Source organism: Campylobacter sp. RM12642 (assembly GCF_020137635.1).
GTDB lineage: Bacteria > Campylobacterota > Campylobacteria > Campylobacterales > Campylobacteraceae > Campylobacter_E.
Genome location: NZ_JACGAT010000005.1, coordinates 18534 through 39284 on the forward strand (window position 1 = coordinate 18534; position 20751 = coordinate 39284).

General features: G+C 27.6%; 22 protein-coding genes. 13 read left to right on the forward strand and 9 right to left on the reverse strand.

From position 1 onward, the window contains the following. Positions 1-12: 12 nt before the first annotated feature. From AVBRAN12642_RS03055 to sstT, 3 genes are read right to left on the reverse strand one after another with little or no spacing between them, the layout of a single operon-like run. Positions 13-2025 carry an ATP-dependent helicase gene (locus tag AVBRAN12642_RS03055; protein WP_336607928.1) on the reverse strand — a complete coding sequence of 671 codons (2013 nt, stop codon included), beginning with the start codon at positions 2023-2025 and terminating at the stop codon, positions 13-15. Then, the gene (locus tag AVBRAN12642_RS03060) at positions 2022-3719 is read right to left on the reverse strand and encodes a M3 family oligoendopeptidase (RefSeq protein ID WP_267523930.1); all 1698 of its coding nucleotides are present in this window, start codon (positions 3717-3719) and stop codon (positions 2022-2024) included. The genes AVBRAN12642_RS03055 and AVBRAN12642_RS03060 overlap by 4 nt, the downstream gene beginning before the upstream one ends. Position 3720: 1 nt before the next feature. Continuing rightward, positions 3721-4950 (reverse strand): serine/threonine transporter SstT, encoded by a 1230-nt coding sequence (gene sstT, locus AVBRAN12642_RS03065; RefSeq protein WP_214117392.1) that lies wholly within the window; start codon positions 4948-4950, stop codon positions 3721-3723. 100 nt (positions 4951-5050) lie between these two features. On the opposite strand from sstT, the gene metK reads away from it, so the two are divergent. Together metK and AVBRAN12642_RS03075 are read left to right on the forward strand one after the other, a co-directional pair. Further along, a complete protein-coding gene (gene metK, locus AVBRAN12642_RS03070; protein WP_336607929.1) occupies positions 5051-6250 on the forward strand; it encodes a methionine adenosyltransferase in 1200 nt (399 codons plus the stop codon). Next, positions 6247-7125: a lactate/malate family dehydrogenase gene (locus tag AVBRAN12642_RS03075; RefSeq protein ID WP_336607930.1), complete on the forward strand. Its 879-nt coding sequence runs from the start codon at positions 6247-6249 to the stop codon at positions 7123-7125. The genes metK and AVBRAN12642_RS03075 overlap by 4 nt, the downstream gene beginning before the upstream one ends. Before the next feature lie 11 nt (positions 7126-7136). Here AVBRAN12642_RS03075 and AVBRAN12642_RS03080 read toward each other — a convergent pair whose 3' ends face one another. The 6 genes from AVBRAN12642_RS03080 to AVBRAN12642_RS03105 all read right to left on the reverse strand — a co-directional run bounded on the left by AVBRAN12642_RS03080 (position 7137) and on the right by AVBRAN12642_RS03105 (position 12651). Then, on the reverse strand, positions 7137-8594 hold the full coding sequence (locus AVBRAN12642_RS03080) for a Ppx/GppA phosphatase family protein (RefSeq protein WP_336607931.1): 1458 nt from the start codon (positions 8592-8594) through the stop codon (positions 7137-7139). A gap of 10 nt (positions 8595-8604) precedes the next feature. Next, a complete protein-coding gene (locus AVBRAN12642_RS03085) occupies positions 8605-9798 on the reverse strand; it encodes a sensor histidine kinase (RefSeq protein WP_336607932.1) in 1194 nt (397 codons plus the stop codon). Between the two features lie 38 nt (positions 9799-9836). Beyond that, the gene (gene hsrA, locus AVBRAN12642_RS03090; protein ID WP_214117387.1) at positions 9837-10508 is read right to left on the reverse strand and encodes a response regulator transcription factor; all 672 of its coding nucleotides are present in this window, start codon (positions 10506-10508) and stop codon (positions 9837-9839) included. Between the two features lie 74 nt (positions 10509-10582). Continuing rightward, positions 10583-10900: a dihydroneopterin aldolase gene (locus tag AVBRAN12642_RS03095; RefSeq protein ID WP_214117386.1), complete on the reverse strand. Its 318-nt coding sequence runs from the start codon at positions 10898-10900 to the stop codon at positions 10583-10585. After that, the gene (gene plsY, locus AVBRAN12642_RS03100) at positions 10885-11529 is read right to left on the reverse strand and encodes a glycerol-3-phosphate 1-O-acyltransferase PlsY (RefSeq protein ID WP_214120244.1); all 645 of its coding nucleotides are present in this window, start codon (positions 11527-11529) and stop codon (positions 10885-10887) included. The genes AVBRAN12642_RS03095 and plsY overlap by 16 nt, the downstream gene beginning before the upstream one ends. 3 nt (positions 11530-11532) lie before the next feature. Beyond that, entirely contained in the window at positions 11533-12651 is a 1119-nt protein-coding gene (locus tag AVBRAN12642_RS03105; protein ID WP_214120243.1) for a PilZ domain-containing protein, read from the reverse strand. 182 nt (positions 12652-12833) lie between these two features. On the opposite strand from AVBRAN12642_RS03105, the gene rplU reads away from it, so the two are divergent. The 11 genes from rplU to atpA are packed head-to-tail and all read left to right on the forward strand — an operon-like array spanning position 12834 to position 20750. Further along, a complete protein-coding gene (gene rplU / locus AVBRAN12642_RS03110; RefSeq protein WP_214117383.1) occupies positions 12834-13142 on the forward strand; it encodes a 50S ribosomal protein L21 in 309 nt (102 codons plus the stop codon). Positions 13143-13153: 11 nt separating this feature from the next. Further along, complete coding sequence (gene rpmA / locus AVBRAN12642_RS03115) at positions 13154-13411, forward strand: 50S ribosomal protein L27 (protein ID WP_214117382.1); 258 nt, start codon at positions 13154-13156, stop codon at positions 13409-13411. A 24-nt stretch (positions 13412-13435) separates the two neighbouring features. Then, positions 13436-14428 (forward strand): GTPase ObgE, encoded by a 993-nt coding sequence (gene obgE, locus AVBRAN12642_RS03120; protein WP_214149696.1) that lies wholly within the window; start codon positions 13436-13438, stop codon positions 14426-14428. Positions 14429-14452: 24 nt separating this feature from the next. Next, on the forward strand, positions 14453-15361 hold the full coding sequence (gene fmt, locus AVBRAN12642_RS03125; protein WP_214117380.1) for a methionyl-tRNA formyltransferase: 909 nt from the start codon (positions 14453-14455) through the stop codon (positions 15359-15361). Beyond that, positions 15354-16091, forward strand: coding sequence for a biotin--[acetyl-CoA-carboxylase] ligase (locus AVBRAN12642_RS03130; protein WP_336607105.1), 738 nt, complete (start codon positions 15354-15356; stop codon positions 16089-16091). Before fmt ends, AVBRAN12642_RS03130 begins: the two co-directional genes overlap by 8 nt. Next, positions 16088-16858 (forward strand): ParA family protein, encoded by a 771-nt coding sequence (locus AVBRAN12642_RS03135; protein WP_214117378.1) that lies wholly within the window; start codon positions 16088-16090, stop codon positions 16856-16858. Before AVBRAN12642_RS03130 ends, AVBRAN12642_RS03135 begins: the two co-directional genes overlap by 4 nt. Before the next feature lie 3 nt (positions 16859-16861). Then, complete coding sequence (locus AVBRAN12642_RS03140) at positions 16862-17743, forward strand: ParB/RepB/Spo0J family partition protein (RefSeq protein ID WP_214117377.1); 882 nt, start codon at positions 16862-16864, stop codon at positions 17741-17743. A gap of 60 nt (positions 17744-17803) precedes the next feature. Next, positions 17804-18229: a F0F1 ATP synthase subunit B family protein gene (locus AVBRAN12642_RS03145; protein ID WP_214117376.1), complete on the forward strand. Its 426-nt coding sequence runs from the start codon at positions 17804-17806 to the stop codon at positions 18227-18229. Positions 18230-18238: 9 nt separating this feature from the next. Next, on the forward strand, positions 18239-18727 hold the full coding sequence (locus AVBRAN12642_RS03150) for a F0F1 ATP synthase subunit B family protein (protein ID WP_336607104.1): 489 nt from the start codon (positions 18239-18241) through the stop codon (positions 18725-18727). After that, complete coding sequence (locus AVBRAN12642_RS03155; protein ID WP_214117374.1) at positions 18727-19233, forward strand: F0F1 ATP synthase subunit delta; 507 nt, start codon at positions 18727-18729, stop codon at positions 19231-19233. Before AVBRAN12642_RS03150 ends, AVBRAN12642_RS03155 begins: the two co-directional genes overlap by 1 nt. An 11-nt stretch (positions 19234-19244) precedes the next feature. After that, positions 19245-20750, forward strand: coding sequence for a F0F1 ATP synthase subunit alpha (gene atpA, locus AVBRAN12642_RS03160; protein ID WP_214117373.1), 1506 nt, complete (start codon positions 19245-19247; stop codon positions 20748-20750). Position 20751: the final 1 nt, after the last annotated feature.

Consider the following 20751-nt stretch of genomic DNA (forward strand, 5'->3'; position numbering starts at 1 on the left):
TACTAATATTATTTAAGCTAAACTTAGAAAGTCTTTATTAAGCTTTCTAATTTTTCCTTGAAAATTTACGCTAATTAAATTGCCTTCAATGGCAAGTATTTTTCCACTACCAAATAATTTATGATTTACTGCATTTCCTACTTTAAATTCATTAGTAGAATTATTTATAGTAGTATTGCTAGTATTTTTATACATAATTTCATTTACAAAAATACTTGGATTTGTATAATCATATTGTAAATAGAATTTATGTTTTGCCCTTGTCATCGCTACATAAGCTAATCTTCTCTCTTCTTCAATATCAAAAATACCCATAAAAGTGCAAGGCATTTTGCCACCATCACAATCAATTAAAAATACATATTCAAATTCTAATCCTTTACTAGCGTGAATGGTCATAAGATTAATTGCGTTATTATTTTCTTTTATTATTTGTTCTTGTAAGATGATTTTATTTAAAAAATTAGTAAGCTTGGCAATATCAGCATTAAAGCCGCATTCTCTTTTGATAATATCAAAAAATACCGAGCAGTTTTCAGCTCTTGATTTTGGATTATCAAATAAATTATGAACTTCAAGAGAAGCTAATTTATTTAAAAATAAAGCGAATTTATCTTGAGTTGTAGTATAAAGCTCTATAAATTCTTTAATTTCAATATTTTTAAAACTATCTAAATTATCTTTTAAACTTTCAAATAAAGATGGTTTTTTAGATAAATTCTCTAATTTTTCTAAGGCTTTTTCACCAAATTTTCTTTTAGGCATATTGATGATTTTTTTAAAGGCCAAGTTATCGTTAAAATCCACATAAAGTCTTAGATAATTTATGAGTAATTTAATTTCCGCTCTTTCAAAAAACGGAACAGAACCAATAACTTTATAAGGTATATTCTCACTAATTAATCTAGGCTCAATGAAATTTCCGCTCATATTCATTCTATATAAAACACAGATTTCATTGTGTTTTACGCCTTTTTCTATAAGACTTTTAATCTCGTAAATTACTTCATAATAATTTTCTAATTTAGTAATATCTATATCAAATTCATTATTTGTAAATAGCTCTTTTCCATATCTTGTTTTATTGTTTGCTATTAAGCTATTTGCGTGATTTAATATGGTTTTTGTGCTTCTATAATTTTCTTCTAATTTAATGATTTTTGCGTCTTGAAAATCATCAGAAAATCCTAATATATTTTGTATTCTTGCGTGGCGAAATGAGTAAATACTTTGATCATCATCTCCAACTACAACGATATTTTGATGAGCTTTACATAATAATTTTAATAATTTTAATTGAGCTAAATTAGTATCTTGATACTCATCTACCATTATGTATGAATATTGATTGCTAATTTTTGTAGCTGTTGTTGGATTGTTTTTTAAAATATCGTGTGGCAGAATTATTAAATCATCAAAATCTATTAAATTATTGTATTCTAAAGCTTTTTCATAATCTAAATATATTTCGTGATTTTCATTTTCTAATTCAAATTCTAAGGTATTTTTAACCCTATCTATATAAGCCATAGCTTCGTTGGTTTTATTTCTTAAAAACTCTTTTTCATCTTTTAAGATTTCTTTATCTTTTTTATCCTTACTTAAAAAATTTATATCAGTTTTTCTAATTTTTTCTAAAACAAATTCTTTAATCATAGCCTTTTTATCATCAGTATCAATTAGTCTATAATTTTTCTTTCTTCTTCCATCTAATAATTCTATATATTCACTTAAAAACTCCATTCCAAAGCTATGAAATGTGCTTAAAATTGGTAAATTATTACTATAGCCTATTTCATTTAGCATTTTTATAGCTCTTTCTTTCATTGAAGCTGCGGCTTTATTTGTAAATGTAAGGCTTAAAATTGATTCAGGGCTAATTCCAACTTCACTTATTAAATAGACTAATCTGCTAATCATTGTTTGAGTTTTGCCAGTTCCAGCACCAGCTAAGATTAATAAACTTCCATCTACAAATGTAGCGGCTTGTTTTTGAGCAGGATTTAGTCTATCTAAATAATTCATTCGCAAAATTCCTTAACCATTTTAGCAATTTCATTAATTCCTAATTGCCAAAACTCATCACTATTTAAATCAAGTCCAAAAAGTCCTACCAATTCAGCCGGAGAGCGACTTCCACCACTTGCTAAAAATTCTGTATAAAGCTCTACGAAATTAGCACATTTTCCACTCTTATAAAGCCCAAATAATGCTAAAACTAATAATTGTGCGTAAGAATACGCGTAGCAGTAAAACGGCGAATGGATAAAATGTGGGATATAGCTAAACCAATATTTGTATTTTTTGCGTAGTTTTACGCTACTACCAAACATTTTTTGTCCTTCAGCTAGCCATAAGTCGCAAAACTCATCAACACTTAATTCACCTTCGTGATTATGTAGAGCGATTTCGTAATTTGTAAAATTAATTTGTCTAAAAAATGTTGCGAATATATCTTCAATTTTACTTGCTAAAAGTGCTTTTTTATCTTTAGGGCTAAGCGTATCTTTAATAGCGTCATAAACTAGCATTTCAGCAAAAACACTAGCAGTTTCAGCTGTAGTTAGCGGAGTATTTGCATTAAAATACCCTAGATTTTCTCCTGCTAGACTTTGATGGATTAAATGCCCTAATTCGTGTGCTAAAGTGAATAAATCTCTTCTATTATTTGTATGATTTAGCATTACAAATGGTTGAGGATTGATGCCATAGCTAAATGCTCCACTACGCTTATTTTTAGCTGGATATACATCAAGAGCTTTATTATCAAGTGCTTTTTGCATAAGTTCAGCAAATTTTGGGCTAAATTTATTAAAAGTATCTTTTACAACTTTGCAAGATTTCTCAAAATCCCAATCATTGCTAATATCATCATAAAGTGGAGCGTATCTATCATAGTCTTTTAATTCTTTAAGACCTAGAATTTCACGCTTTTTATTGTAATAATTTTCTACTAAATGATAATTATTTTCGGCTGCTTTTATTAGGCTTTTTACACTTTCATCTTCAATTTGATTACTCAAATTCCTTGCTTGCATAGGATTTTCATAGCCCCTTAGCTCACATTCACTTAAGTGATTATTCTTAATCATATTAAAAATAAAGCATAGAGTTTTTATATTTTTCTTAAGTCCTTTTGTAAGTGCATCGGCTGCTCTTTTTCTTAAAGCTCTATCAGGGCTATAAAGCTTGCTTAATAGTTCTTCTTCGCTGATTTTTTTTAAATCAAGTTTAAAGGTAATATTACTTAAGTATTCATCAAATAATCTTGAAAATGCTTCTTTACCATTTATATTCATTTTCATAAATACTTGCTCGTTGCTTTTGCTTAATTGATATTTTTTAGCTTTTAGCCAATTATTTAGCATATATGAATATTTTTTACAATTATTTGCAATTTCTTGTGCGTTTTCTAATTCGCAAAACTCAATTTCAAAAAACACTAATTTACTTTCAATATTAGTGCAAATTGTGCTTATTTCTTGTAAAAATGCTCCATTTGCACTATCTTTTGCAAAATGTAAATACGCATAAGCTCCAGCACGGCTTAACTCATTATAAATGCTTTCTAATTTTGAAATTATATTTTCAAATTCTTTTTCATTTTTTAAATTATTTTCGTATTTTAAAGCAAAATCGTTTGCTTGATTTTCTAAATCTTTTAAAATTTTATATAATTCTTCTTTATTTTTATAAATTATGCTTAAATCCCATTCCATTTTATACCCTACTTAAATCTATTTTAGTATCAGAACAAATTGCAGAAAATAGCACATCAGTAGAGCTATTTAAAGCAGTCTCAACGCTATCTTGAATAACTCCAATTATAAAGCCAACCCCAACTACTTGCATAGCAATATCATCATTTATCCCAAATAATGAACACGCTAAAGGAACAAGTAAAAGTGAGCCACCAGCAACCCCACTAGCTCCACAAGCAGCAAATGCAGCTAAAAAGCTAAGTAGTATAGCGTTTGTAAAAGTAATATTAAGTCCTAATGTATGAACTGCAGCAAGTGCTAAAACAGAAATAGTAACAGCAGCTCCAGCCATATTAATTGTAGCACCTAGTGGAATTGATACTCCATATAATTCTTTATCAACATTAATTTTTGAACATAGTGCCATATTTACAGGAATATTTGCAGCTGAACTTCTTGTAAAAAACGCATAAATTGCAGAGTGTTTTATACAAACCCAAACTAATGGATAAGGATTTTTCTTAGTAACTACAAATACTATTAATGGATTGATTACAAATGTTACAAATAGCATAGTTCCAACTAATACTAATAGTAATAAAACATAATCAGCTAAAGTTTCTACACCAGTTTTAGCAACACTTGTGCTTACTAGACCAAAAATACCAATAGGAGCTAGACGAACTATGAAAGCAACAATTTTAATAGTGCCTTCATTAATATCTATAAATACTTTTTTTACTTCTTTTGAGCAAGTTTTAAGTGCAATTCCAGCAGCTATAGCCCAAGTTAAAATTCCAATATAATTTCCATTAGCTAATGCACTTACTGGATTTTCTATCATTTTAAATAATAAATCTTTAAATACCATAGCAACACTACTTGGCGGGGTTAAATCAATATTATTTGGTATTTCTAATATAAGTTTTGTAGGAAATAAAAAGCTAGCAACAACACCACAAACAGAAGCTAAGAAAGTTCCTATTAAATACAAAATTATTACTTGTTTTATTTTTTTAGTTCCATTTCCATATTCTCTAGTAGAGATTGCACTAAGAACTAAAATAAATACTAATATCGGAGCAATTGCTTTTAGAGCACCTATAAAAAAATCTCCTAATAAAGAAGTATAATCAGTAAAACTAGGAATACAAATTCCAACAAAAACACCTACAACAATACCAATCATAATTTTTATAATTAAATTAGTACTTTTATATCTTTTAATCATTGAACTTAAGACGCTCATAATATCTCCTTAAAAAGGCAAAAATATAGCAAATCTCTCTTACAAAACATTAACTATAAAGGCTAAAATTAGGCAAAATTTAATTATTAAAGGATAATAAATGTATTTATTTACAAGTGAAGTAGTAAGTGCAGGACACCCTGATAAATGTGCTGATATCATTGCTGATAGCATTGTTGATTTGCATATAAATTATGATAAAAACGCTCGCGTTGCTAGTGAGGTTTTTGTCGCTGGAAAGAATGTAATAATTGGTGGAGAGATTAAATCTAATTTAAAGGTTAGTGAAAGTGAATATGAAGAAGTAGTTAAAAACGCTTTAATTAAAATAGGTTATAAAGAAAATTCTCATTTTAGCAAGGCTGAATGCTTACACCCAAGTGATGTTAAAGTGCAAGTGTTATTAAACGAGCAAAGTAATGATATTAATCAAGGCGTAGATCAAGAAAGTGGAGAAATAGGAGCAGGTGATCAAGGTATGATGTTTGGCTTTGCAAGTAGCGAAGCACCTGAATTTATGCCTGCTGCGATTTTTTATGCGAGAATGATTTGTAATAAAGTATATGAATATGCTCTAAATAATCCACACGAATTTGGAGTAGATATTAAAACTCAAGTTACAATTGATTATGAGAGCAAGGAAAATTATGAAAATTGTAAGCCTAAAAAAATCCATACAATAGTAGTTTCAGCTCCTAGTGTAAGTAGTCTAAGTCTTGATGAAGTTCGCTCAAAAATTATGAATTTAATTTGTAATTCGGGCTTACCAAAAGAGCTATTTAATAAAGATGATTGCATTATTTATATTAATCCAACAGGAAGATATGTAAATCACTCAAGCCTTCACGATAGTGGCTTAACGGGAAGAAAATTAATAGTGGATAGTTTTGGTGGATATAGCCCAATAGGTGGTGGGGCACAAAGCTCAAAAGATTACACAAAAGTTGATAGAAGTGGGCTTTATGCAGCTAGATATGTAGCAAAAAATATAGTTGCAAGTGGCTTAGCTAAAAAATGTATAGTGCAAATTAGCTATGCAATAGGAATTGCAAAACCAATTAGCGTAAATGTTGATTGTATGGGGACAAATGCAAGTGTTGATGATAATATTTTAAGTGCATTTGTTGAAAGAAATTTCGCATTAACTCCTAGATGGATTAAAGAAAAATTTAGATTAGATGAGCCTAGTAAAGCTGGATTTTCTTATGCTGATGTTGCAACTTATGGGCAAGTTGGAGTTGCAAGTTATCCTTGGGAGCAGCTTGATAGCGTTGAATTATTTAAGAGTTTATTAAAATGAAAATAGGAATTATTGGACTTGGAGCCGTTGGTTCGGCTGCAAGTTTTATGCTAAGTAGTCAAAATATAGCAAACGAGCTTTATTTATACGATATTAAAGATGGCTTAGCAAACGCAAGTAAGATTGATTTAGAAGATAGTCTTGAAAATACCAATTCAAATTCTAAAATTTTTGCTGTTAGCAAGGTAGAAGAATTAGTAAAATGTGATCTTATTGTCTTAGCATATACAACTTGCATTGAGCCTGATAGAACGCTTGAACTTAAGGCTAATTATGAACCTTTAAAAGAAATTATTAATGCCTTAAAGGGCTTTAATGGTATATATTTAATAGCTACAAATCCAAATGATAGCATTGTTTATTACGCTCAAAAATTAAGCGGCTTAGATACTTTTAAAGTAATTGGCACAGGCACAACGCTTGATAGTGCAAGGCTTAAGATTGAAATTGCTAATAAATTAGGAATTTCTTATAAAAATATAAATGCTTTTATGCTAGCAGAGCACGGAGATACGCAGTTTTTTTATAAGAGCAATGCCTTTGTGGGCGGTAAAAATATTAATGAGTTTAACCTTAATTTAGATGAGATTGAAAACAGAGTTCGCTTTAAGGGCGGAGAGATTTTTAAAGTAAAAGGTAAAACAGAATTTGGAATAGGAAGTGTAATTGCAAGAATTATTAAAGCTATTAAAGATGATGAGAATTTAATCATACCTATTAGTTTTACTCAAGATAATTTAGCTTATTCAAGATTGGTTGTAGTAGGTAAGGGTGGTATTAAAAAAGTTCTTGAATTAGACTTAAATAAAGATGAAAAAGAAAAACTTGAAATCTCAAAAAATTATATTTTAAAGACTATTAATTCTATTAAATAATTAGTGAAGAGTTAAATCTCTTCATTGTTTATATATACATTAAAACTTTTTGGCTTGCTAATCTTTTTAATAGCTTCTTGCATAATGAAATTATTTGTATTTTTTGTTATATATAAAGTTTTATTTTTATAAGAAAAATCACAAATTTCGTTTTCTTTAGCCTTATTTAAAGCATTACAAAATGCTAGAATAAAATTAAGCCAAGATATGGTATTTTCATCTGGCAATAATTTTTTTAATTTTAAATTCTCATAATTTATTTTTTTGCCGTGTTGTTCTATTATAGTTGCTATTAGTGCTTTATCTTCGTGTTTTATACAAAAATTTAGACCACTTAAAACACAATAAGCACTATGTTTGTGGTTTGAATAATAGCTAAGTAATAAACCTGTCTCAATTAATTTTGCTGCATATGTTAAGTGTTTTAGATATTTTTTATCAACATAATGAATTTCATTTAAAGTATTAAATAATCTTGTAACATTACTAACCAGTGAGCCTGATTTGTATTTAATTAGTCTATCTTCAAGACTTTTTAAGCTCGGATTAAAATTGGCTGGAAACCCTTTGTGGTGTTTAAATAAGTCTTTTAAAAATATTCCTTCTCTAACTCCAGCACCACTTGTAATTATTTGCTTGATTTTTAATTTTTTAATTATTTTATAAAAGACTAAAGCACCCATTTTAATGGTATCGTGTCTTTCTTTTTTAATTCCTAGCGAGCTAAGTTCTGAATTTTTGCAATTGATAATTTTTTCTATAAATTCACTTTCTTCATCTACTTGATAAGAAAAAGCATGAACCTGACTTAAAGGATAATTATTTTTTTCCATAATAGCATTGCTAATAGCTCTTAATGAGCCACCTATTGTAATTAAGATAGAAGCTTTAAAATCATCAGGGATTTGCTCTAAATAATTATCTATATATTTTTCTAATTTATTAAATTTGTCTTTAAATAAGTCTTTTAATCTCACCGTTCCAAGGTCAAGCGAGAAAGTTTTAACTACTTTTGTATTTTCACACAAACACAATTCAGCACTACCACCACCAATATCTAAACAAATTGATTTGTCATCTAATTTAGGTAGTAAATTAATAGCTCCAAAACCACTTAAATATGCTTCTTCCATTCCACTTAAAGTTTTGATATTGAGTTTTAAATCTTTTTTTAATAGGTTAATTAAATCAGATTTATTTTTTGCATCTCTTAGAGCTGATGTTCCTATGCAAAATATTTTATTACACTTAAAATTAAGCGCTTGAGTTTTAAAATATTTTATTATTTCGTAAGCTTTTTTGATTTGTTTTTCTACCAATACATTATCTTGTTCATAAGCACCTTGTGCTAAACGAAATTTAACTTTTTGTTCGTTTAATATATAAAAACCATATCTTGAAGTTTTTTCATATATTGCCATCCTAATTCCGTTTGAACCTAAATCAATAATTGCAGTTTTTTTTGCCATATTTCTTCTCTTAATTTTTTTTGATTTTCATAGAAAAAATAGCCCTTGTTCCTTGCATATCTTTTCTATTTTCTAATGATACTTCAGCTTTTAGTGCGGTTGCAGCTGATTTTGATAAATAAAGTCCTAATCCAACGCCTTCTTTATCTCCAAATCTTTTAAATGGTGCAAAATAATCTTTATCTTCACTAATTCCACAACCCATATCATCTACATGTAGATAAAAAGTCATATTATTGATGAAAGTTGTAATTGTTATTGTTGTATTTGGTTGAGAAAATTTAAATGCGTTTTGAATAAAATTTTGTAAAATTTGTGAGAATAAGGTTTTTTGTATTTTTATTTTTAATTCATTTGGGTTTAGATTAAGTTCTATTTTTTGTCCTGTTTTTGAGCCTAATAGGCTAAAATTTTTGCTTTCTTGTCTAATAAAATCAATTAAGTCTATTTCATTTGGCTCTTCAAATTGCGCACCTTCTAATCTACCAATTTTAAGAATTTCATTTATGATTTTATTGATATTATCTATGCTATCGTTAGAGTTTTTAATGGTTTGAATATAATATTCACTATCTCTTGATTTAATTAGCGTTACATCGTTTTTAGCTTTTATAACTGCTAAAGGAGTTTTTAATTCGTGAGCAATTCCTATAAATAGTTCTTTTTGAGACATATTATAGTTTTGAATTCTAGTAATTAAGTGATTAATACTACTTATGATTTCTTTAAACTCTAATGGATAGTTTTTATAATCTAATCTATTTGTAAAGTTATCATCAAACCTACTAACTTTAACGCTTAATTCTTTTAGGTGCATTGATAATATTCTTGATAAGAATAATGAATAAAAAATAATCAAACTAATAGCAATAATAATTATTAAAAATAAAGATATAAAAATAGTATCAAGAATTTTACTTGATTGACTTATATCTTTTTTTAATATTATATAATCCCCAAATTCATTGTAAGGATATGTTAAAATCAAGACTTTTTTATCGTTTTCATTGATTATTTGAAAGTTTGGTTTCATAGTTTTTTTATCTAAATGAATTATTTTATAGTCTTTAAAAATAATAAAGTTTGAACTATTATTCACTTCAATAATACTAATAGCATTTTTGATTAAATTATCAAATTCATTTTGCATTATATTAATTTTTAGAATTTGATACGACAGAACTGAAAAAATAACAACTAGCACCGTAATAGTAGATGCTAGTTGCAAGAAAAATTTATTTCTTATGCTTTTTTGGGAAAGCAAAATCTATAGCCTCTTCTTCTTATTGTTTCAATAGTTGAGATACCTAAAGGCTTATCCATTTTTTGCCTAATTTGATTGATTGCAACTTCAATTACATTAGGAGTTACAAGTTCAGGTTCTTCCCAAATTGCATCTAATAATTGTTCTTTTGATACTATTTGATCAGAGTGTCTTGCAAGATGGGTTAATACTTCAAAAGGTTTACCTTTTAATTCAATTTCTTTACCTTTATAAGTAATTTTTTCTTCATCTGGGTCTATTTCTAAATTATCAATTTTAATTGTATTTGACCCACCAAATCTAAGTCTTGCTTCAATTCTAGCTAATAATACATTAAAATCAAAAGGTTTTTTAATGTAATCATCAGCACCTGCTTTTAAAGCGCTTATTTCACTTTCTTTATCATCTTTTGCAGATAAAATTATGATTGAAGTTCTTGAAGATTTATGTTTTACAACATGTATTAAGTCAGTGCCATCACCATCAGGAAGCATCCAATCTGTCAATACTAAATCGTAGTTTCTAATACCGATATAATATTCAGCATCTTTACAATTTTCGCACGCATCTATTTGATAGCCATATTCAGTTAAACCTTCGGCTAGTGTCTTGTTTAAAGATATTTCATCTTCCACTACTAAAATACGCATTTTTTTTCCTTAAAGTAAAATTAAGGTTATGCTAACACAATTTAAGCAAATATTCAAGTTTTTTTAAAGTTATTTTAATATTTTTTTTTGTATTTAGCACTAAGTTTTGTGTTTTTCATAATCTCTAATTTAATAATCTCAATTTTTATTTTTTTTAGTTGTGGAAATTTGATTTTTATTTTTTTTGCTAGTTTTTTATTAGCTTTTTCTAAGGTAAAGAATTTTTTTGATTTTAAATATTTTTTTGATAATTTAGTTACTTTAGCATAGTCTAAAAAACTATCAGCTTTTGCATTTATTTTTAGGCTTATTGTTTGCTTTTCTAATCTTTCAAATTCCAATAAGCCTATTATGCATTTAAATTTTGTTTTTATTTTTATATGACTTTGCATTCGTCTTTAAAAATCAATCTAATAATATTTGGTATATGTTTATAGAACACAAAAAACAATATTAAATATATTGGTGCGTGAGAATTAATACTAATATTAGGGTATAAAAATTCTGCACTAATTACTCCAATACTAAATCCTATTAATGATGCTAAGCTAGATATTTTAAATACTTTTCCGATTATTAGCCAAAAAATAAGACCTATAATTACAGAATAAGGAACTAATAGTATTAAAGCTCCAGCCCCACTAGCTACGCCTTTACCGCCATTAAAGCTTAAAAATATGCTATAGCAATGTCCTATAACACTAAGAACTGCCATAGCCCAAATTGTTGCCTCACTTATATCTAAAAACATAGCAATACAAATTGGAAGCATAGCTTTTAAAAAATCACTTAACATAGTAGCTATTGCTAATTTTTTAGCCAATTTTGGATTAACTTGTTTTACAACTCTTAATACATTTGTAGCTCCTATGCTTTTTGAACCTTGAGATTTAATATCAACATTTGCAAATTTTTTAGCATATATTAATCCAAAAGGAATTGAGCCTATTAAATAGGCTATTAGCATACAAATTAAATTATTATTTGTAAATAAGTCAATTATGAATGTAATAAAATTCATATCTTAATCTCTTTTATATAGGCTTAATTGATTTTTAAGCTCTACTAAAGTTTCTTCTACTCTTCTGCTTGCAAATTCTTGGATTTTTTTAGCATCTTCTTGGTCTGGTAAAATCTCTAAACAATATCTGTAAGCATTTTGATATACAATTAAAACAACTAATTTAAATTTTAAATTAAACTCAACTGCTTCATTTGAATGAGGCATATGTAAACAAATATAAGATGATAAAATATCACCTCTTTTAAATCCTACATCTTCATTAGAAACAACACCAATTCCACCTTCTGAAATATCAAATAATTTTCCATTAGCAACCCTTCCATCTTCATGAGTTAGTGCTATTTTAGTAAATTCATTAGGATGCACTCTAGGATATGCTCTTTTTAATGCGTGCATATATGGTTGGCTTTCAAAATTATTTAAAGTTACCGTGCAATTTACAATATTAACAGATAAAATATTTGCTTTAATATTTTTTTGTAAATATTGATTTTGAACTATATAAGCACAATCTTCTTCTTTCATAGCTAAAATTTGCATTAAATCAACTTTTACAACTATACTCGCATCTTCAACTTGTAAAATTTCTCCGTAAGTTCTAACAGGAACACCATTATAAAGATTTAAAAATTCTAATTTTTCTCCTACAGAATACATTTTTTTAAATGTATCTATAAAATTCTCGTGTATAAAAAATCCACCAGAACTACTTGCCGAAAATACATTAATTGAACTTTGTGCAGTCGTAGAATCGTGACAAATTGTGCAAAAAATTGAACCATATCTTTCCAATGCAAAGGCAAGATTAACAACTAATTTGTTGTTTAATCCATTATTCATAATATGCTTAGAAAAATCTATATAAGTTTTTAATAAAAATTCAAAAAAGCAAGCTCTATCAAAGTCTTTTGTCTTGGCTAATTCCTTACCTCTTTCTATACTAAAATCTTTTGTTAGTAACATAGAAAATAATTCTTCGTAAGCATCTTCACAATTTTTTGATAAAATTTTGCCTTCGCTTCTATAATAAGCTTGTATGTTATTAATAAATTTGTGTGTATATTTTTCAAAATAATTAATACTAGAATTAACTAGTTCGTCTCTTCCTTCAAAACTCATGTTTTTGTTTCCTTTTAAACTAAAAATAGCATTAGTGTAGCAAAAAAAATAAATTTTTAAATAAAAATTAATGATTTTTTGATAGTATTCGCTTTTTACAACTCATTTAAGCTTATTTAAATCTTTAAATTTCTAATATTTAAAGTGCTTGATGGGACTTACTAAATTACAAAGGATGAATCATGTATGCTATTTTTAAACATAGCGGTAAGCAGTACAAAGTAAGTGTTGGCGACGAATTAAAGTTAGATCGCTTTGAAGCAGAGAAAAAGTCTATCGTAGAAGTTACAGATGTTTTAGCTGTTAACGATAAAGAATTAAAAATCGGTACCCCTTTTGTTAGTGGAGCGAAAGTTGTTCTTGAAGTTATCAACGAAGGAAAAGATAAAAAAGTTGTAATTTTTAAGAAAAGAAGAAGAAAAGACTCTAAATTAAAAAGAGGTTTTAGAAGACAATTTACTCGCGTAGTAGTAAAAGAAATTAAAGCGTAAGGAGAAATACAATGGCACACAAGAAAGGTCAAGGTTCAACTCAAAATAATAGAGATTCTATAGGTAGACGTTTAGGTGTTAAAAAATTTGGTGGAGAATTTGTAAGAGCTGGAAATATTATTATTCGCCAAAGAGGAACAGCAACTCACGCAGGAGCAAATGTTGGTATGGGAAGAGATCATACTATTTTTGCTTTAGTTGATGGTTTTGTTAAATTTGAAAGAAAAGACAAAAACCGCAAAAAAGTTTCTGTATATCCTGCAGTATAATTTAAATTAAAAGGAGCTTAGGTAATGTTTGTTGATAGTATAAAAATTAGGCTGAGCTCTGGTAACGGCGGAGCGGGTGCTAGCTCATTTCGCCGTGAAAAACATGTACCACTAGGTGGTCCTGATGGCGGCGATGGCGGTCGTGGTGGCGATGTAGTGGTTATTTGTGATAATAATCTTCATACTTTAGCGCATTTTAAAGGCAAAACACATTTAAAGGCTAGTAATGGTGATTGTGGATTACCTAGAAATAAAAGTGGTAAAAAAGGCGAGAATTTAGAAATAAAAGTTCCAATAGGTACTCAAATTATTGATATTAATACCAATGAAATCTTACATGACTTTACGAGTTTAGGAGAGCAAATAGTCTTACTAAATGGTGGTTTAGGTGGCCTTGGAAATAGACATTTTAAAAGTTCTGTTAATCAAAGACCTACATACGCTCAACCTGGTAAAAAAGGAGAAAGTCTAGAAGTAAGACTTGAATTAAAATTAATTGCTGATGTTGGATTAGTTGGATATCCTAATGTCGGAAAATCTACTTTAATTAGTATAGTAAGTAATGCTAAGCCAGAAATTGCTGATTATGAATTTACAACTCTTACTCCAAAATTAGGTGTTGTAGATATTAATGATTACTCGTTTGTAATGGCTGATATACCAGGAATTATAGAAGGTGCTAGTGAAGGAAAAGGTTTAGGATATGAGTTCTTAAAACACATATCAAGGTCAAAATGCTTATTATTTATGCTAGATAGTTTTAAAGAAATGAGCATTAAAGAACAATTTATTAATTTATACAAAGAACTTGAAGCTTATGGCTTGAATGATTTTAAATTTGCAGTTGCAATCACAAGATGTGATGTGGCTAAAGAGAATTTAATTCAAGAATTAGAACTTTTAAATGAGTATTTAAAAAGATATGATAATTTAGTTTTTGTTACAAAAATATCTTCAGTTACTAATGATGGTATTAAAGAGTTAAAATTATCTTTATCAAAAATGTTATTTGAATAACATATCTTAATTTTTAGGTATATCATGAAAAAAAATATAGTATTTATGGGCACGCCCGAATTTTCGGCATTTATTTTAGAAGAGCTTAGTAAATTTCATAATGTAAGTCTAGTTTTAACCCAAACAGATAAAGAAGTTGGAAGAAAAAAAATATTAACTCCAAGTCCGGTAAAAGAGATTGCGTTAAAACTAAACTTAGAATTAGCACAACCAAAAAGCTTAAGAAATAATGAAGAGATTAGAAATTTAATTAGCAATAAAAAACCAGATTTTATAATAGTTGCAGCTTATGGAAAAATACTGCCAAAAGAGATTTTAGACATAGCACCTTGTATTAATACTCACGCTAGTTTACTTCCTTATTATAGAGGAGCTTCACCTATACAAAGTGCTATTTTAAATGGTGATATTGTAAGTGGAGTTACACTTATGAATATGGATATAGGTCTTGATACTGGAGATATTTTATATCAACAAGAATTAAATATTAAGGATTTAAATTCTCCACAAGTATTTGACAAAATGTCTAAATTATCAGCAAAAATGCTTTTGGAATTTTTAGAAAATCCAAATTATTTTCAACCTATTAAACAAGATGATTCAAAGGCAACTCATACAAAAATTATCAAAAAACAAGATGGTTTAATTGAGCTAAATAATGCTAAAGAAATATATCAAAAATATTTAGCATTTTATGATTGGCCTAATATATTTTTAGAAAATGGTTTAAAGTTAAATGAACTTGAATTGAATGAATGTGAAAGTGATAATAAAGAAGGGCTTATAAAAGAAATAGGTAAAAATTATTTAATTTTAACTTGTAAAAAAGGCAGCTTAAAAGTTTATAAATTGCAAGATGCAGGTAAAAAGTCTTTAGATGCTAATGTATATGTAAATGGTAAAAGGTTAAAACAAGGAGATAGCATTGTATAATCTAGCTTTTTGTAATTGTATAAGTTCAACTCAAGTTGAGCTTATAAATGCTATTAGAAATGGTTTTAAAGAACACGCATTTGCATTGGCTACGCTTAAACAAACTAACGGAATTGGCTCTTGTAATAGAAATTGGATTAGCGATAATACCGATTCATTTGGCAATATAAATTCTAAGATTCATAATCAGTATTTTAAAGATATAGATTTTATATTTTTTGATGAATATAATAAATTTAATTTAGATATAAAAAATAATTTATATTTATCTTTTTTTAATGATAATTTACCAGATGATTTACCTATTCAATCAGCTAGTATATATTATTCTATGATAATGAAAATAGTCTTAAAAGAATTTGGTTCAAAAGTTTTTATAAAATGGCCTAATGATTTTTATTTAGATAATAAAAAAATTGGAGGGCTAATCACTGCAAAAATAAAAGATAAATTAGTTTGTGGTATTGGTATAAATATAACTACAGCACCAGTAGATGCTAATATTTTAGATATAGATATTTCATATTCAACATTACTTAAAACTTTTTTTGATAGAATAAATCTTAATATTTCTTGGAAAGAAATTTTTGATTATTATAAGAGTGATTTTGAATTAAGTAGATCGTTTTATTTTAAAAATGATGATAATACTTATTCATTAAATGATGTAAAATTATATGAAGATGGTTCTATTTTAGTAGATAACAAAAGGATATATAGTTTAAGATGAGTGAAATTATAACAATAGCTAATCAAAAGGGTGGGGTAGGTAAAACAACAACGGCAGTGAATTTAGCAGCTTCTCTTGCGGTAGCTGAAAAAAGTGTTTTACTAATAGATATGGATCCACAAGGTAATGCTACCACAGGATACGGATTTAAAAGAAGTGATTTTGAATTTAATATATATCATGTATTAAGTGGTAAAAAAACATTAGATGAGATTATTTTAAAGACAAGTTTGAATAAACTAGACCTTGCTCCATCAAATATTGTTCTTACTAATTTTGAGCAAGAATTAGGAACAGGTGTAAATAATAAACAAATTTTAAGAAAAGCTTTAAAAGATGTTGTAAATAGATATGATTATATAATAATAGATTCGCCACCTGCATTAGGAAATATCACAATTAATGCACTTGCAGCAAGCACTGATGTAATAATCCCGATTCAATGTGAATATTTAGCATTAGAAGGTTTGGCACATATTTTAAGGACGATTCATAATATAAGAGAAGCAATAAATCCGAAGTTAAGAATAAGGGGAATTTTACCTACTATGTATAGCCCACAGAATAATCTTTCAAAAGATACGGTTGCCGAACTTAAAAAGCATTTAAGTGGCAAGTTATTTAGAAAAGATGGAGAGATAGTAATAATTCCAAGAAATGTAAAACTAGCAGAAAGTCCAAGTTTTGGAAAACCTATAATATTGTATGACATAAAATCTCCAGGTTGTGTTGCTTATCAAAGCTTAGCACATTCTTTAATAGGATAGAAAATGGCAAAAAAATCTTTAGGTTCAGATTTTAGTAGTATTTTAGATGATATATCTTTAGCTTATGATGATGAGTTAAGTGGAGTTTTTAGAAGTGATTTAGATACTATAAGAGATATTAGTATAGATGATATAACTCCAAATCCATATCAGCCAAGAAAAAGTTTTAATGAAGATAGTATAAATGAACTTGCTAATTCCATTAAAAATCATGGATTATTACAACCAATTGTTGTAATAGATGCTGATGAGCTTTGTGAAAAGGCAATGGAAAATGGAGAAAATTTAGAAAAAGTAACTAAATATTTTTTAATTGCTGGCGAGAGAAGATTAAGGGCTATTAAAGCTTTAGGTGAAACAAAAATTAAAGCAATTATTGCAAATATAGATTCAAGTAAAACACGAGAATTAGCTTTACTTGAAAATATTCAAAGAGAAGATTTAAATCCTATTGAACTTGCTTTAGCTTATAAAGAGTTAATGAGAGTTAGAAAAATTACTCAAGAAGAATTAGCGCATAGTATTCAAAAAAGTAGAGCAAATATAGCAAATACTTTAAGATTACTTACTCTTAGTGAAGATACTCAAAAATTAATTATTGATGGCAAATTAAGTGCAGGTCATGCTAAAGTAATAGCAGGTCAAAAAGAAGATGAAAAGATTTTAGTAAATACAATTATTGGTCAAAAATTAAATGTTAGAGATTGTGAAAAACTAGCAAATAAACTCAAGGGTAAAAATACAAATAACATAATTGATGATAGTTTGTTAAAAAAATTAAAAGAATTTAAAATAGATTTTAAAATACAAAATGGCAAACTTATATTTAATTTAAATCAAGAAAATACTAAAAATTTTGTTGAAAATGCTATAAAAAACTTATAATTTAAATATTATTTGATTTTTTTATGTTAATATAAAGTTTTATCAAAATAAGGAGAATGTATGTTTGATGACTTAGATCTTAAAATGATGTTATTAACAGCTATGTTGTTTTTAATATTGCTTTGGATTTTAGATTACATCTTATACAAACCATTACTAACCTTTATGAAAAATAGAGATGATGGTATAAAAGAAGATGAAGCTAGAATTCAGCAAAATAACACAGACGCTAGTAATAATGAAACATTAATTGCTAAGATTTATGCTGATGCAAGAGCTAAAGCTCAAGCCATCAAAAGCGAGCAAGTTGCCGTAGCAAAAGAGCAAGCAAGCAAAGCTATAGCAGAAAAAAAGGCTAGTCTTGATTTAGACTATCAGAAATTTTTAACTGAACTTGAAGCAAAAAAAATTCAGTTTAAAAATGAGTTGAAAGCTGATTTGTTTCAGTGTGAAAATGCTTTAAGAGCAAGTATAGAAAAAATTTAAGGTTGCTTTATGAACAGATTAATATGGATTTTATTACCTACTTATTTGTTGGCTAGTGATACAGATATTTTCTATAGAACTATAAATTTTGTAATTTTTGCTGTTATGATGTATTTATTACTTGCTAAAACAATTAAAAAGATATATTGTGATAGAATTGATAATATTAAAAATAGATTAGTATCAATAGAAAAAAGCTTAGATGAGGCTAAAAAAAATAAAGAAGAAGCAATTAAAAAAATAGAGATAGCTAATAACGAGGCTGATAAGCTAATAGAATTAGCTAAAGAACAAGCTATAAAATTAAATGAAAATATTTTAAAAGATGCTAATAATGAGATAGAAAATATGAAAAAATCTTATGAAGAGCAAAAAATATTTGAAGAGAAAAAGGCTAAAGAAGAAGTTGTCAAAGAACTTATAGAAGAGCTTTTAAATACTAATGTTAATTTAAAACAATCTGATTTATTAGATATTGTTTCAAGGAAAGTTAGCTAATGGAAAAGTATGTAAATATAATAATGCAAAGAAAAGATAGGGAAGAATTTATATCTTGTTTTGAGATTTTAAAAGAAGCCTTTAAAGATAAAAAAACATTAGTGATAATAAATGCAGTTGGCATTAGCTTAGATAAAAAGATAGAGTTTTTAGTGAGTTTATCTAATACAAATAAAAAAGAAATTATTAATTTTTTAAAGGTATTAGGAGTAAATAATAAACTTGATAAAGTTCCAGTTGTTTATGATGGATTAGTTAAAAAATTAGCTTTAGAAAATAATATTTATTATGCTGATATTTATTCTAAAGAAAAAATTAGTGATAATGATATATTAAAGCACGAAAAAGAATTATCAAATTATTTTAAAAAAGAAATAAAACTAAAAAATATAATTCATGATAAAAATGAAATAAAGATTTATATTGAAGACTTAGGATATGAAATAATAGTATCAGAAACTTCATTAAAAGATAAAATCAAACAGCATATAATGAAAGCAATTTAAGAGGAGTAACAGTGAGTTTTAACGCAAATGAAATTAGCTCAATTATTAAAGAAAGAATTGAGAATTTTAATTTAAATTTAGAAATTGAAGAAACTGGTAAAGTTATTTCAATAGCTGATGGTGTTGCTAATGTTTTTGGATTAAAAAATGTTATGGCAGGAGAAATGGTTGAATTTGAAAATGGCGAAAAAGGTATGGCATTAAACCTTGAAGAAAATAGTGTTGGTGTTGTAGTTTTAGGAAGTTTTTCAAATATTAAAGAAGGTAGCTCTGTTAAAAGATTAAAACAATTATTAAAAGTTCCAGTTGGTGAAGAATTAATTGGTCGTGTTGTTAATGCTTTAGGAGAGCCAATCGACGCAAAAGGTGTTATAAATACTACAAAAACTGCATTTGTTGAAGAAAAAGCTAAAGGTATTATGGCTAGAAAAAGCGTTCATGAGCCATTACAAACAGGTATTAAAGCAATTGATGCCCTTGTTCCAATTGGTCGCGGTCAAAGAGAATTAATCATTGGAGATAGACAAACAGGTAAAACAACCGTAGCAGTAGATACCATAATTAATCAAAAAGGTCAAAATGTTGTATGTATTTATGTAGCTATTGGACAAAAACAAAGCACTGTTGCGCAAGTTGTTAAAAAACTTGAAGAGCACGGAGCTATGGATTATACAATAGTAGTAAGTGCAACTGCGAGTGATTCAGCGGCTCTTCAATACCTTGCTCCTTATACAGGCGTTACAATGGGTGAGTACTTTAGAGACAATAGCAAACATGCCTTAATAGTATATGATGATTTAAGTAAGCACGCAGTAGCTTATCGTGAAATGAGCTTGATTTTACGCCGTCCTCCAGGTCGTGAAGCTTATCCAGGCGATGTATTCTATCTACACTCAAGATTATTAGAAAGAGCTTCAAAATTAAGTGATGCTTTAGGTGCAGGTTCGTTAACAGCTTTACCTATTATTGAAACTCAAGCAGGAGATGTTTCAGCATATATTCCAACTAATGTTATTTCAATTACAGATGGACAAATATTCTTAGAAACAGATTTATTTAACTCAGGTATTCGTCCTGCTATTAACGTAGGTTTATCAGTATCTAGGGTAGGTGGTTCTGCTCAAATTAAAGCTACAAAACAAGTATCAGGAACATTAAGATTAGACCTTGCGCAATATCGTGAATTGCAAGCATTTGCACAATTTGCAAGTGATTTAGATGAGAGTTCAAGAAAACAATTAGAGCGTGGTCAAAGAATGGTTGAAGTATTAAAACAACCTCCATATAGCCCATTAGCTATTGAAAAGCAAATAGTTCTAATTTATGCAGGTACTAGAGGATTTTTAGATGATATTGCTGTAGATAAGATTACTAAATTTGAAAATGATTTATATGCTTATATTGAAACAAAGTCTCCTGAGATTTTTGAGCAAATTAGAGTTAAAAAAGCTTTAGATAGTGATTTAGAAGATAAAATTAAAAATTTATTAAATGAGTTTAAAGCAACACAAGCGTAGG